The 15,445-nt window shown below is 40.6% G+C and carries 11 protein-coding genes; 2 read left to right on the plus strand and 9 right to left on the minus strand.

Annotated features, from left to right (window positions below):
- Window positions 1–10 precede the first annotated feature (10 nt).
- From ABT310_RS12630 to ABT310_RS12670, 9 genes are all read right to left on the minus strand, one after another.
- A complete protein-coding gene (locus ABT310_RS12630) occupies window positions 11–661 on the minus strand; it encodes a hypothetical protein (protein WP_375324246.1) in 651 nt (216 codons plus the stop codon).
- Window positions 658–1,491, minus strand: a complete 834-nt coding sequence (locus ABT310_RS12635; protein WP_375324247.1) for an ABC transporter permease — start codon at window positions 1,489–1,491, stop codon at window positions 658–660. The genes ABT310_RS12630 and ABT310_RS12635 overlap by 4 nt, the downstream gene beginning before the upstream one ends.
- Complete coding sequence (locus ABT310_RS12640; RefSeq protein WP_375324248.1) at window positions 1,488–2,339, minus strand: ABC transporter ATP-binding protein; 852 nt, start codon at window positions 2,337–2,339, stop codon at window positions 1,488–1,490. Before ABT310_RS12640 ends, ABT310_RS12635 begins: the two co-directional genes overlap by 4 nt.
- A complete protein-coding gene (locus tag ABT310_RS12645) occupies window positions 2,305–2,880 on the minus strand; it encodes a hypothetical protein (protein ID WP_375324249.1) in 576 nt (191 codons plus the stop codon). The genes ABT310_RS12640 and ABT310_RS12645 overlap by 35 nt, the downstream gene beginning before the upstream one ends.
- Window positions 2,881–3,031: 151 nt before the next feature.
- Window positions 3,032–4,438 (minus strand): purine-cytosine permease family protein, encoded by a 1,407-nt coding sequence (locus ABT310_RS12650; RefSeq protein WP_375324250.1) that lies wholly within the window; start codon window positions 4,436–4,438, stop codon window positions 3,032–3,034.
- Window positions 4,439–4,515: 77 nt separating this feature from the next.
- Window positions 4,516–5,664, minus strand: a complete 1,149-nt coding sequence (locus ABT310_RS12655; protein ID WP_375324251.1) for an alpha-hydroxy-acid oxidizing protein — start codon at window positions 5,662–5,664, stop codon at window positions 4,516–4,518.
- 1 nt (window position 5,665) lies between these two features.
- Complete coding sequence (locus ABT310_RS12660) at window positions 5,666–7,039, minus strand: FGGY-family carbohydrate kinase (RefSeq protein ID WP_375324252.1); 1,374 nt, start codon at window positions 7,037–7,039, stop codon at window positions 5,666–5,668.
- 10 nt (window positions 7,040–7,049) lie between these two features.
- Window positions 7,050–8,330 (minus strand): TIM barrel protein, encoded by a 1,281-nt coding sequence (locus ABT310_RS12665; RefSeq protein ID WP_375324253.1) that lies wholly within the window; start codon window positions 8,328–8,330, stop codon window positions 7,050–7,052.
- Between the two features lie 81 nt (window positions 8,331–8,411).
- On the minus strand, window positions 8,412–10,511 hold the full coding sequence (locus ABT310_RS12670; RefSeq protein WP_375324254.1) for a bifunctional aldolase/short-chain dehydrogenase: 2,100 nt from the start codon (window positions 10,509–10,511) through the stop codon (window positions 8,412–8,414).
- 95 nt (window positions 10,512–10,606) lie between these two features.
- Here ABT310_RS12670 and ABT310_RS12675 point away from each other — a divergent pair, with 95 nt between their 5' ends.
- Together ABT310_RS12675 and ABT310_RS12680 are read left to right on the plus strand one after the other, a co-directional pair.
- Window positions 10,607–11,635: a GntR family transcriptional regulator gene (locus tag ABT310_RS12675; RefSeq protein ID WP_375324255.1), complete on the plus strand. Its 1,029-nt coding sequence runs from the start codon at window positions 10,607–10,609 to the stop codon at window positions 11,633–11,635.
- 104 nt (window positions 11,636–11,739) lie between these two features.
- Complete coding sequence (locus tag ABT310_RS12680; protein WP_375324256.1) at window positions 11,740–15,405, plus strand: family 78 glycoside hydrolase catalytic domain; 3,666 nt, start codon at window positions 11,740–11,742, stop codon at window positions 15,403–15,405.
- Window positions 15,406–15,445 lie beyond the last annotated feature (40 nt).

The following is a 15,445-nucleotide window of genomic DNA, read 5'->3' on the forward strand; positions in this document are numbered from 1 at the left end:
GGTTTGGCGGTTATTTGATGTTATAATTACTGATTTGCAAGGTGATTTTTCCGGTTTTGGTATCCATTTGCCGCATGGTTTTACGGTCAATATCGGTATCACTTCCCATAAAATTAAGCGGAATTTTTAATTTCTCAATAGCAAAAGATACTTGGACTTGATTCGGAAGTATGGCTTCTACGTCGGGGTATTCCATCTCTAAGGCATAGGTGCCGTTTTTCTTGGTGGTAATTTCGGAAGCCGCTATTCGTTCATTTTCCACATCAAGATACAAAGTGGCCAAAGCCATATCCGATTTATTGTCTGTTGGAATTACATTGAGAACCTTTACTTGCAGATTGTTTTTGGTTTCCATACCCCTATCAACGGTGATGAAAGGGTGTTCAAAAAGTTCGGTAAACGCAAAGTCCAACCCTCGCTTGGGCAATACCACAAAATCATCGCTCGAAAATTTGGTGTCCTTACCTTTTATATAATGCATGGATGCATACTTAGTGGGCATATTAATGAAGGCGGCATCAAGGTCAAGCTGCAATTCTGCCGAAAACTCCTTAATGGCATCCATTCGTGATTTTATCTTAAGTAAATCACTATCAATTTCCTGAGCCAAAAGACCTGCGAAACTGAGCATGCAAAAGAATAATCCAAGCCATTTTCTCATCCCACATCCTGTTTTTTAAAATAATACGTCCCAATAAGGACAACCAAAATGATGTAAATACCCAACACTAAATTATCTATAACAATTGAAGGAAAATCCACTTCATAATCAAAAAAGCGCTGCCACGAGTTGGTAAGCTTTGGAAAAAAATAGCGCTCCACCGTTCCCCATCCAAAATTGGCTTTTAAGAGCAATGAACTTAAAATAAGAAAGAATGCGGAAGCAATCCATGTTTTGGCAGATTCTTTTAAGAAAATCCCCAAAGTGATGCTCACAGTGGTAAAAAATATCATGCTAATGGTCCCTGAAGCGAAAGCAAAACAAATACGCTTGAATGCTTCTTCTGATGGAAAAAAGTTGAGGGTCCCCAAGTATACCACCAAATCACCGGTTCCAAAAATTCCGTAAGCCAAAATAAAGGTGGTGATCATGAGCAGTAAAAGCATGAGCACCGTAAAAATCAGCGATGTTAAAAATTTAGCCAGGATGAGCTGGCGTTTGTCCACAGCTTGTAGCATTAAAGTTTTCAGGGTTCCATTCTTATATTCTTCCGTAATCAGGGAAGAGCTCACAATCATTAAAATAAGGGGAAGATTAAACCAAAGGGAATTTAAAATAATGTATAAAAGCAGGTTGCCATTGAGCAGATTGCCTTCAAAATAAAAGGACTGTTGTAGGTTGTCGAGCAGTAAGTCCAGAATTTCAGCTCCTTGATAATAGGCAGCCACCAAAATAATGAGCTCAATCAACAACACTGCGGCAACCGCATACCAAGTTTTACTTTCCCTAAATAGTTTAAACAATTCGGTTTTTAAAAGGGCCAACATCATTTGTAAACAGGATTTAGTAATTGTTCCAAAGTGATGTTGGGAACACATGAGGTTACTTTATAACCACTTTCCAAAAGGTTTTTGAGGATGTCAGATATGGCTTCACTGCCACATTGCAAGGTTACTTTGTCTTTTTCGGTTTGAATTTTATAGGGTTGAATAACATCTGCACTTTCAATGTTCTTAGCACTAATCGTATACTGAGTTACATGGCTATCCATAATACCTTGTATGTCTCCATGATTAATGATTTTTCCATTGTCGATAAGGTAAAGGTCATCACATACTTTGTGCAACTCTCCCATAAGGTGCGATGAAAGTAAAATGGCAATATTTCTATTCGCCAATTGTTTGATGAGCGCACTTAAGGAAGCTACACCCGTTGGGTCAAGCCCTGAAAAAGGTTCATCGAGAATTAGAATATCAGGATTGTTGAGCAAAGCAATGGCAATGCCCAATCGTTGTTTCATGCCCATCGAAAAATTACGTACCGGGTCCTTACGGTTCAAGGGGAGCCCTACTTCGGTCAGACAGTTTTCTAAAGTGGTAATATTTGTTGGTGCACCTTGTATTTGGGAAAAAACCTTTAGGTTGTCGTATGCATTTAAATAAGAATATAGCCCTGGTTCTTCAATAACGGCACCTATTGGTTTTGATTTTTTTGATGTTATTGAAACCTTTCCAGTATCGGGAGTGACCAATCCGCATAAAATTTTAAAGAGCGTGGTCTTTCCTGCACCGTTGCGCCCCAAAAGGCCACTTATTTGGCCTGAATTTAGTTGAATGGAGGCATTGTCCAAAGCCTTCCCAGATTTATAAGTTTTGCTTAACTGGGTAGCTTTTAACATGTGTGGCATTTGATTTTTGGGCGGTTCGATAGTGGTATTTGGGTTTGTAGTATTTCTCTAAAAATGTTCTGGACCAAAAATGTTTCCGAAAAAGAAACAAAGGGTCCTGAATCATAAACTGGGGAATGAAATGGTACCATTTTATTCCTGATTTTGCAAAATGATTCTGCATTTTATCTTCCATGCCCAATTCTTTGGCAGCAGTGTAAAGTGCCATGCGCTGGCATTTACTGCCCTTGTAATAATCGGCGATTTTTGGAGAGAACCCATGATCGAACAAGTGGTCCTTAAACCGCTTGTAATTTTGAATTCGGGACCATACATCCATTAACACCAAAAATATATGTGTAAAGGCAAATAAAACGGAACAGAACCAAAATGCAATTACCCAAAAGGATTTGTCAGCCAATGCTTTTTGGAAAAATTGGAAAAATACATATGTTTCAATGATAAAAAGAAACAAGGCACCAAAAAGCAATTTCCCTACGTTCCAATAGGAAACAAGAATACTGGGCTGCTTTGGTAATTCGCTAAAATGCATGTTAGTATGGGAGTGTTACTTACAAGTATAGCGAATATTTGATTACAAAGCTTTGGGAATCAGTTAAAAAATGTATTGATTACCTTGGATATTGTATGAAAGGTCATGGATTATTTGGCACAAACTTAATTTGATGATCTCACCATATTACCTAGGATTGTTGCTGTTTTTTCGACATCAACAAAAACAAACCACCACATAACAGCCAAGCCGGTAGGGTCATGAATGATAAGAATACATCAAAGGTTACCGATACAAAATAGCACAGTCCAAAACTGATGGCCCAAGCCCAAAATACAGCTCTATTGAATTTTACATTCATTTTTTCTGCGTAATCTATGATAATGTTGGCCTTTTTACCATAGAAATGCTCAAATACGATGATAGCTCCCATGGGTGCTAATATGAAACCATATAGGGCTACAAAATCCAAAAGCTTCATGGCAAATGCCGGAAACAATCCCGCTAATGTCGCAACACTCCCTGCAATTATGGTCACCCAAAAGGTGGATGTTTTTGGGATAATCGCCTGAAAGGCCAAACCAGCTCTATAAATGGTAGGGTTGGCGGTTGTCCAACCAGCCAAAACAACGGCAATCGCACCAAAAATCCCCAAAGCGTTGTATGCCAAAGGACCTGGAGCAACTGTAGGAGCGCTTCCATTGGCCAAAGTAGCCTGGGCCTCTGGAGATTTTAAGTAAACGGCATATAATAAAGCAGCTGCAATCCATGCCATAAAATGTCCAACATACATTCCTGCAGCGGTGGTCCAACCAGAACTAGCTTTTTTAGCAAAACGGAAAACGGATAGGTCGGACATTCCTACGTGCATGGCCGCATTGGCAAACCATGACCAAATAGCTACATGCCAAAACGTATATTTTATTTGGCCAGGAAAGGGCTCACTTCCTTCACCCCAAATGTCCCAAAAATCAGAAAAACTGTGAACTTCCAAATTGCGTAAAGCCACAATACCACTGGCCAAAAATGCCAAAACAATTATGGGAGCCATGTAGTTGGCCGCTTTGGAAACGGTTTCATAACCTTTTGCCGCAATAATGGAGATCACAGCACCAATAACCAAAACGATCACAATCCAAGTGATTCCGTTAGGCATCGTATCGGTTAATTTGGGCATTTCCATATGAAAAGGGATACCTACCGCAGTGGCAGATACGGTAATCATGGCCCCTGCAAGGAAACAAAATAAGATTCCATTGGCCAAGTTGTAACCGATAACCAATTTTTTGCCAACAATCTTTTCCAATTGATAGTAAAGCGTTAAACGGTATTTTACAGCAATTTCGGCCGTTAGAAAACGCCAGCTCAACACAGCCAATAGATTTCCTAGCAGCAATCCAATAATCAAATCAAAGGCACTGACCCCAGTGGTCAAAAACAAAGGGCCAATAACAAATTCGGTACCTGCAGCATGTTCACCAGCATACATGCCCAAGAAGCTTTTCCAAGATTTTAATTTAGACGCAGGTACTGGTTCTCTCTCGAATTCACCGCCTGCGATTTCTTCAATCTCCTCGTCGATATTATATTGGCTCATGTAGTTTGGTTTGTTAAGTTAATGTGTCTGTGCTTGTATTTGAGTTTGTTAATGCTTGAGTTTGTGTTTGAACTTTTTTAACTTATTAAATGCTGATGCAAGTCTTCGATAGTCTCGCAGCACAATTGATCCATAATTTGTTGAAGTTGAACTTTTAAAATGGTCATGGTGTGGTCACCGCCCTTTTTACCCATGGCTGCAGCCCCGTACATAAAAGAACGTCCCATAAAGGTGAATTCAGCGCCTGATGCCAATGCACGGGCCATATCTGGTCCAGAGCGCATACCGCTGTCCATCATGATGGTGATTTGGTCCTTGTATTTTTGGGCAATGCGTGTTAATGGAGCAATCGTAGATTCACCGGCATCCAACTGTCGTCCTCCGTGGTTGGAGACAATAATGCCATCAAAGCCCAAACGAATAGCCTGTTCCGTATCTTCTTCGGTTGCTACGCCCTTCAAAACCAATTTGCCTTTCCATCTATCACGAATAGGTTTGATGCGTTCTTCGTTCAAGCGACCCGAAAAGGTTTTATCCATGAATTTGCCCAACTGTTTTAGGTTGAGTCCCTCTGGAGTGTAGGGTCTTAGCGTTTCAAAAGTGGGAATCCCATGTTTAAGGGTTTGAATGGCCCAATTGGGTTTCCCTAGAATTTGAAGAATGTTGGCCATCGTCATTTTAGGTGGCAGAGCCAATCCGTTTTTAAAATCTCGTGGTCGATATCCGAAGGTAGGAACGTCACAAAGCAATACCAGAACAGGGCACTCTGCAGCTGCAGCACGGTCAATGATGTCGAATCGCACAGCGTCTTCAGCTGGATTGTACAGTTGAAACCATGCTTTTCCTTCGGTCAATTCACTAGCCCGTTCAATATCCATCGTAGTTACGGTACTTAGGATAAACGGAATATTGTGTTCATGGGCAGCCTTTGCCAATATTTCTGGCGAATTGGGCCACATTAACCCTTGCAACCCGACAGGAGCCACGCCAAAGGGAGCATCATATTCATGTCCAAAAAGTGTGGTTTTAAGCGTAGAACCCTTAAAATCTTTTATATAGGTCGGTTTGAGGGTGATTTCCCTGAGTTCCGATGTATTTCGATGTAGGTTGATGTCTTCATTACAGCCACCATCCAAATATTCAAAGGCAAAGCGAGGGATGCGTTTTTGAGCCTTTTCTCTTAAGTCATCTACGGAAGGGTATCGGGTATCAAAACTTAGGGCCATATTAGTTGATTATTAGAGGTCTGTGCTTTTTTAGGGCATAGTTGTTTTTTAGAAATTTTTGGTCCAATTCCACATCGGAAATAACGATGGCTGCTCCCAGGGCAGAACCCAAGGAAGCATCGGTGGTCTTTACGTTCATTCCTTGGAATCCACGGGCCAATAGCTCAACGAATATTTGATTGTTTGCAAAGCCACCATCAATGTATAGTTGTTTTATTTCATCTTTTCCTATGGCTCGACCAATACTATCAATCTGAAGTTCGAGTAGTTCCATCATCAATTGATGGTAGGCTTCCTGATAAGAGTTGAAGTCAATGGGGGTAAGGGAATCGAGTTTTGCGACATCAAGACTGCTCCATTCAAACCTATGTGAAAAATTGTTCGTTAGGTTTTGATAGATTTCTGGATCAAAACCAACCGATTCGTGATAATCCTCGGAAACCCCGTAGCGTTGCGCAAGTTCTTTTATTTTGATGTTGTATTCGCTCCCCAAAAACAATCGGGCGGCCTTTACCGGTGCTCCGTTAATGCGCATATAATTGATACAATTGGAAGCTGTGTCCTCTTGTGTCAACAGTGCTTTGGAAAACGGGTTTAAGGCAATGCTCCAAGTCCCCGTGGAGAGGAGCAAGAATTTTTTGTCGATGCTTCTAATATAGGGCAGTAGGGCAGAGGAACTATCGTGAATACCTACCCCAATTTTAAGCTTGTGCCCCATCAGTTTGGTGTTGATGCTTGTTCCCGTATCAACAATGGGGGGTAAAATTTTATGCATGCCCTCTTGGTACACCCAATCGTGATAATCCTCTTTTTCGAAATTCCAAAGTGCGGTGTGGCAACCAATACTGGTATACTCACTCACTTGGATTCCCGTAAACAAATAGCTTAGATATTGTGGTAAATGCAGGGAGCATTTAATTTTTGAGAACAGCTCAGGTTTTTCATGTTTCAACCAATACAGTTGAATCCCAGAATTGAGCATGCCCTCTTTTGTGGTCCCTGTTTCCCTGCTGAATGTGATTTCAGGCCCGTATTTTTCGTAGAATTGGTCTACAATCTCTTCATTAATGGGCTTGGTGTAGTTGTAGAGTGGAGTGACTACATTGCCCATGTCGTCCAAATGCACAAAACTGGCACCGTAGGATGAAAAATTAACGGCTTTTACTTTGTAATCCTTTGATTTGAGTACTTTGTGAAAGGTGTCTTTAATCCAATTCTGAAGTTTGTCAATATCTTCTGTCGGATGACCATCTTCGTCTTCAATGGGTTCCAAAAAAGTATAATCTCTATGGACCTCTTTAAAGTCCATATCAAAAAGAAAAAACTTTTTATTGGTCTTTCCGATGTCGAAAACCGCAACTACATCTTTCCCCATTATACTTTTATTATAGTCCTGTTGCCATTGAATGTTTTCCTCGTTCGTCTACCAATTTGTTTCTAACCTCCAATTGACGATAGGTTTGCAATGGATTTATGGCTCCACCATTTAAAACTCTCGCTTTTTCCAACAATGGACGCACATCTGTAAGATAAGCTTCTTGCAATATTTCTTGGCACAAGGTAACATCATGGTTCATCTGTGCTTCGCGAAGTGCTTTTTGGTCTATCAACAACGCTTTTGCATATGCTGAATTAATCGCTTCCAAGGATTGCATCAAATCTTCCAAAGGATCCTTCAGGTTGTGACTGGCATCGATCATCCAGGCAGGGTAGGGGTTTTGTGGATTGTTTTCCATACCATACACCAATTCATTAAATATCAAGAATAGGGAATAGGGTTTGATGCTTCCCACCGTAAGGTCATCATCGCCGTATTTGCTGTCATTAAAATGGAATCCGCCCAACTTGCCTTTCAACATTAACGTAGCTACAATCTGCTCTATATTGGTGTTAGGTAAATGATGTCCCAAATCTACCAAAGTGTAGGCTTTTGGGCCACATTCATTGGCCAACATAAAAGAGGTGCCCCAATCTTGGATCACCGTACTATAAAAAGTAGGCTCGTAGGGCTTGTATTCGATAAAGAGTTTCCAATCTTCTGGAAGTTCGGCATAAATCTGCTTTAAACTGTCCTGGGTATTTTTTAAAACCGTTTGAAAATTGTTCTGTCCAGGAAAGCTAGATCCATCGGCCAACCAAACGGTCAAACTTTTGGACCCTAGTTTTTCCCCCAATTTGATGACATCTATATTGTGTTGAATGGCTTGCTGACGGGCATTGTCGTCCGTACTGCAAAGTGACCCATACTTATAGGAATGTTCTTGGTCAGGTTGATCTTGAAAGGTGTTGGAGTTCATCGCATCAAACTGAAGCCCCAACGACTTGGTCAATCCCTTTATGTTGTCTGCATCTTCTGGAACATCCCAAGGAATGTGTAGTGAAATGGCTCCAGCTGATCGGGTCAACGCATGGATCAAACCAACATCCTCAATTTTTTGCTCCAAGGTGCCAGGTTCTCCATAATAAGAGAATCGACCAAATCGTGTACCTCCAGCACCCAAGGCCCAACTGGGAATAGCAACTTGAAAGTCGCTCACTTTTTTCATGATGGTGTCCACATCAACCCCTTTTTGGGAGAGGGAATTTGCAGTGAAATCGAACCGTAAATTATGCTGGTCTAAATTATTTTGATTGTGTGATGCAATATGTTCCTTATCAATGATCATAGGATGGTCTAATCTTTAAAAACCACAGACCATGGATGGCCTGCGGCTCACTGAATTTAACTAAACTTTACCAACTCTTAATTATCGTACGAAGGCGTTGGCCATTCCTCCGTCAACATTTATAATATTCCCCGTACTTTTATCCAATAATCCGACAAAGGCAAATACACCATTGGCAATATCTTCTGGATAAATGATTTCGTTGAGCAGGTTTCTTTTTGCGTAGTGTGCAGGCAATTCTTCCACAGAAATACCATAAGCTTTAGCGCGTCCTTCGGCCCATTCGCCCTCCCAGATTTTGCTTCCTATAATTACGCCATCAGGGTTAACGGTATTCACTCGGATTCCTTTTCCGCCTAGTTCGGCAGCAAGAAGTCGAACCATATGTTGTTGAGCAGCTTTAGCTGTTCCATATCCTACATTGTTTGGTCCTGAAACCAAGCCATTTTTGCTTGCAATACTGATGATATCACCTCCCAAATCTTGTTTGTTCATGATATCCACGCCTTGTTTGAAGAGCTCAAACTGACCTTTTACCAATACATTTTGTAGTAAATCCCAATCTTTCTCGGTAGTTTCTTCCAATGGTTTTGAAATGGCCAATCCTGCACTGTGAATTACTAAATCCACGCCTCCAAATTCCAGGCAGGCATCCTTATAAGCTTTGCTTATGGACTCTGAACTGGTTACGTCACAGACCGAATAGCTGGCAACATCCCTAGGGTATGTTTCCAAAGCTTCTTGCAATCTATCCTCGGCAATGTCCGTCAATACCACATTGGCCCCTTGCTCGGCAAGTTTATCCGCAATCGCCTTTCCGATTCCACCGCCAGCACCGGTGACCAAGGCTACTTTTCTGGAAAGTGGTTTTTCCTTGGGCATACGCTGTAGTTTCGCTTCCTCCAACAACCAATATTCAATATCAAAAGCCTCTTGTCTTGGTAACGAGGTATATTCGGTAATGGCCTCTGCACCGCGCATTACATTAATGGCGTTGATGTAGAACTCACTGGCCACACGGGTGGTCTGTTTGTTTTTGGCAAAACTGAACATTCCCACTCCGGGGTATATGATGATCACAGGGTTGGGGTCGCGCATTGCGGGACTGTTGTCGTGCTTGCAGTTCTCGTAATACGCTGCATATTCCTTTCTGTATTCTTCAAAAGCAGGTTCCAATTTTTTAAGTACTTCATTCGCATTGGACACATCTTCTTTTGGGTCCAAGGTCAAGACCAAGGGTTGAATCTTGGTCCGTAAAAAGTGATCGGGACAAGATGTTCCAATGGGAGCCAATTTCTCCAAATCGTTGCTGTTGATGTACTCCATCACCACGTCGGTGTCGGTAAAATGGCCGATCATACGGTTTTCGGAGGAACACAATCCACGAAGCAATGGCATCAACTGTACTGCTTTTTCTTTTCTTTCATCAGCTGGTAAAGATTGAACTTTTTGTCCGCCAAAAACTTCACCCTGTTCTTTTATTTTCTTTTCAATGTAATCGGAAGCCTTTTCAATGACTTCCAGACTATTGATGTAGCATTCGTAAGAAGTATCTCCCCAGGTAAAAAGGCCGTGGCTTCCCAATACGATTCCTCTGATTCCTGGATTTTCGTTCAAGCATTTTTCCAATTGAAGTCCCAGGTCAAAACCAGGTCGTTGCCAAGGCACCCAGCCCATGGTATCCCCCCAAATCTCTTGGGTCACTTTTTCACTGTCCTTGGCCGCTGCTACGGCAATCAAAGCATCGGGGTGCAGGTGGTCAATATGTTTAAAGGGCAACAAACCGTGCAATGGGGTGTCGATGGATGGGGCGCGGCTGTCCAAATCATAAATACAATGGTTGAAAAGTCCAACCATTCTGTCCTCGTCATCCAATCCTTTGTAGACTTTTTTAAGGTTGCGTAGACGTTCTGTGTAAAGTCCAGCAATTCCTGATCGGGTAAGCGTTCCGATGTCACCACCAGATCCTTTTATCCACATGACTTCGACCTCTTCATTGGTCAAGGGATCTTTTTCTTTGGTTTTGCAACTTGTATTTCCTCCTCCGTAATTCGTAATCCTTAAATCGGCTCCCAAAATATTCGACCGATACAGGAAAAGCTCTACTTGATCATCTCCAAATTCAAGGGCTTTTTGTTCATCCCATAAATAATCTACATGTTTAAAAGTCTTTATCCCCATCAAATAATTTTTTTATTATTGCCGGTAAATGTAATTACACAAATTCTATTAAGTGTTCTGTACTGTTAGGCAATAGAGCCTTTTAAATTACTAAAATGTTACGATTGATAGACATAAAAGAAGAATCTAAAGTGCCTAAGTACAAGCAGATTGTGGATTCCATTTTGGCAGCCATTGAGAATGGCAAAATAAAAATGGATGACCGCTTACCTTCTGTGAATGAGCTTTTGATCGAATTTGATATTTCCCGTGACACGGTTGTAAGGGCATACGATCATTTAAAGAAGAACAAGATTATTATATCAGTTCCAGGGAAAGGGTATTACATTAAAAAGGACCAATTGGATTTAAAAGCCAAGGTTTTTTTGCTGTTCAACAAATTGAGTCCGCATAAAAAAATAATTTATGATGCTTTTGCCCAAACATTGGGCGATAATGCCACGATAGATTTCTTTATCTATGAGAACAATTACAGGCATTTTAAGGAACTCATACTGGATTCCAAGAAAAGATCATACACCTATACCCATTATGTGATCATTCCCCATTTTGAAGAAGGTGGGGATGATGTGATCAATTTTATTCAAGAGGAAATTCCATTGGAAAAGTTGATTGTTTTGGACAAACGCTTAGATGGTTTATCAAGTAAAGTTTCCTGCATCTATCAAGATTTTGAAAACGATATTTATTCTGCCTTGGTGGAATTGAACGGAAAACTTAGGAAATATCACCAAATTAAACTGCTGCTACGACAAAAGACCTATCATCCCCAAGAAATCAAAAAGGGGTTTATAAAATTCTGTGGTCAATTTGCATATGATTTTGGATTTGTTGAAGAAATTGAAACCAGTGAAATTGAAGAGGGGACGGTATATATCAATCTAAAGGAAAACGACTTGGTCACTTTGATCAAAAAGATAAAACAATCCCAATTCGAACTTGGTAAGGAAGTTGGTATCATTTCTTACAATGAAACTCCATTAAAGGAGGTCCTCTTGGATGGCATCACTGTAATTTCTACAGATTTTCAGAATTTGGGTAAAAAAGCAGCAGAAATTGTTTTGAACAATCAACAAATGTACACGGACAATCCTTTCCATGTAATCCAGCGGAACTCGTTATAAAAAGGTTTTACTTGCGTATAAGTTTAGATCTTTATGTTGCAGAACAGATAAGAACAGTTACTAGGAATTTAAACCCTATAATTGACTATTAAACTAAACAAACAATGATGGGTAATCATAACCTTAAGCATTTGGGCACTTTTAGTAAAAGAGCCAAGGTGCTTTTCCTGCTATTTTTAAATATTTCCATTTTGGCAACAGGTCAAATTTCCATAGAAAAGTTAAAGGTGGACTATATGGAAAAGCCATTGGGTATTGATATCCAAACCCCAAATTTCAGTTGGCAAATGCAATCCAATGATAACAAAAGAGGACACCAACAACAAGCTTATCAAATTATTGTAACAGATGAAGATGGCCTGGTAGTTTGGGATTCAAAAAAGCAAAAAGGAACCGAATCTATAGGGATAACCTACCAAGGTGAAGCCCTACAAGGAAAGACACGATACATATGGAAGGTTATTGTCTATGATGAAAATGGTAAAAGCTTCGAGGGAACTTCTTGGTTTGAGACAGGTGTAATGGAAAGTAATCCCAAAGCCAAAGCGTGGAATAATGCCGAGTGGATAGGCGGTTCTGATGATGATTTGGTTTTTTACTCCCATTATCTGTCAGTATTCAAACTGGAATATGCCATTCAGCTCGATGAAAAGTCAAAATCTACCAAGGGAGCCATTGTTTTTGGTGCGAATGACAAACGATTAATGGACAAGAATTTAAATGTTCAGGGCGTTGAAAATGGTCAAGGTGAAAGCTTTGTTGCATTTGAATTGGATATTTCCCAAGTGGATGGTTCTGAAACTGGTTTGGCGCAATTGCATGTGTATCGAGTAGGATATGATGTAGGGGATACAAAAGACAAGCCAATATACAGTTTTCCAATACCTAACACCTTGGTCAATTTAGAAAACAAATACGACAAGCACACGATTTATGTAGATGCTATATTTGGATTATTCGATGTTTACTTGGATGAGAGGGAACCAGAAAACAGGATTTCTAAATCTGATCTTGAGAACCCATCTCCATGGGGCAGTCAAGGATTTAATTTAAACCCCGTGGGTAGAGGGAACGACTATATTAGTTTTCCCATGGTAGCGGATATTGGTTTTTGGGCCAAAAAAGGTCAAAAGATGGTGGTTTCTGAACTAAAGGTGAAGAATTTTAGGTCACCGTCGAACGATTTGTTCCATGAAAATTTACAAGATGGGACACCTTATTCAGGTGTTTTTGAAGCTGCAGTAAAGGACGACCAATTTTCTGTTTCTGAATTGGGCTTCAACATAGTTGGCGCAAATGAAGGAGCATTCATTGTGGCCGATCCAAGTAAAAATGCGGCACCCATGTTGCGCTCTGAATTTGCTTTGCAAAGCAAGGAGGTTAAAAAAGCTAGATTATATGTTACTTCAAGGGGAGTCTATGAAATTTACTTGAATGGAGAGCGAGTAGGAGATAGCTATTTTACCCCAGGACTCACACAGTATAATAAGCATCAAATGTATCAAACATATGATCTTACCGAACAGATAAAATCAAATGGAAAGGACAATGTGCTCGGTGCTTGGCTAGGCGAAGGCTGGTGGAGTGGCAATATTACCTATAGTGGCGAAAATTGGAATTATTTTGGAGACCGACAGTCGTTATTTGGCCAATTGATTGTTACTTATACCGATGGAACAGAACAAGTATTGACAACCAATGCTAGGGATTGGAAATTGTTTACCGATGGCCCCGTACGTTATGGAAGCTTTTTTCAAGGCGAGGTTTATGATGCCGCCAAAGAGAGAGCCATTCAAGATTGGTCAACTTCAAACTACGATGACTCTTTTTGGAAGTCTGCCAGCGAGGTCCCCTTGGAGGGAACGGCATACCTAAGTGAAGAACTTGGTTATGACGATATGCAATTGGTCGGTCAAATTGGAGAGAACCCGTCCATAGTAAAGACCTTGGCACCAAAAGAGGCAAAAGAAGTCAGACCTGGTGTATTTGTTTACGATATGGGGCAAAATATGGTGGGTTTTCCAGAAATTGACCTACCAGCCGGAAAAGCAGGCGATACTATAACACTTCGCTATGCTGAGGTGACCTATCCCGATTTGGATGCATCTGGCGATAATGTTGGCATGGTGATGTTGGAGAATATTAGAGCGGCATTGGCACAAGACATTTATATAAGAAAGGGTGGAAAAGAAACGATTAGACCAAGGTTTACCTTTCATGGGTTTAGATATTTGGAATTAACAGGTGTAGATGAAGGATTGCCTACATCAAGTATAAAAGGTCATGTGATAAGTTCTATCAAGGATTTATCCTCTAAATATGAAACATCAAATGAACTTGTCAACCGTTTTTGGGAAAATATCACATGGTCCTTACGTGGTAATTTCTTGTCCATCCCCACGGATACCCCGGCCAGGAATGAACGAATGGGATGGAGTGGAGACATCAATGTATTTTCAGAAGCATCTACCTATTTGGCCAATGTTGAACCCTTTTTAAAGCGTCATTTATTGGGTATGCGTGACATTCAGCGCGAAGATGGCAGGTTCACTGATGTGGCACCTGTAGGAGGTGGATTTGGAGGTACACTTTGGGGTAGTGCAGGTATCGTTATCCCTTGGGAGTTATACCAGCAATATGGAGATGTTAAGGTGTTGGAAGAACATTATGATGCCATGAAGGATTACCTAAGCTTTTTGGATTCCAAAATTGATAAAGAGGCTGAAATTTTGAATGAAGGTCCACTAGGTGATTGGTTGAGTCCAGAGGGCTTTAAAAATGACAACACCTTGTTCTGGACGGCTTATCATCTGTATAATTTGGACATCTTGAAGAAGACCGCTTCCATTCTCGGGAAAACGGATGATGCATCAGACTATAAAAAGCAATATCAGCAAAAAAAGGAATTTTTCAACAACACCTATGTCAATCAAAATACTGGAAAAACAGTACATTCTGGCTTCGAAAGTCAAGGATTCGGACCGCCACCCTCACCAGAGAACAGACCTAAAAAGGGCGATTTGGTGGATACCCAGGCCTCTTATGCCATTCCGTTGCATTTGAAGGTATTTAATGATGAGAATCAGGATAAAGCCGTAGATCAGTTGGTAGCGAGTATAGCTAGGAAGAATGTAGATGAACTTGGGATTGAAAGACCTGAATATTCATTGATGACTGGTTTTATTGGTACAGCTTCTTTAAACCATGCGCTTTCGGAAAACGGAAAGCATGAAACAGCTTATAGGTTATTGCAGCAAACTACCTATCCGTCTTGGCTTTATCCAGTGATCAATGGGGCCACTACCATTTGGGAGCGATTGAATTCTTATACCATAGAAGATGGTTTTGGGGGCAATAACAGCATGAACTCCTTTAATCACTATTCTTTTGGTGCAGTAGCGGCCTGGATGTATAATTATTCATTGGGAATCCAAAGAGATCCACAGCATCCGGGTTTCAAACATTTCAAGCTGGAACCCATACCAGACCCTACTGGGCAAATGACCTGGGCCAAGGGATATTATGACTCTATGTACGGAAGAATCAAAAGTGAATGGAATTTGATTGATGGGGGCTGGGAATATAAAGTAAGCGTTCCTGCCAATACTACTGCCACCTTAAAATTAAAAGCAGATACGATAAGACAAATAAAAGAGTCTGGTAAAAAACTTAAATCTGTAGACGGAATAGAAAATATAGTCCAAAGTAATGGAGAGGTTTCTATGGAATTACAATCTGGAAGTTATTCATTCATGATTTTAAACAAATAGTTCAAGTTTGAGTGGATATTGATACTTGCTATTCTAAGAA

It is taken from the genome of Flagellimonas cixiensis, assembly GCF_042134615.1.
GTDB lineage: Bacteria > Bacteroidota > Bacteroidia > Flavobacteriales > Flavobacteriaceae > Flagellimonas > Flagellimonas cixiensis.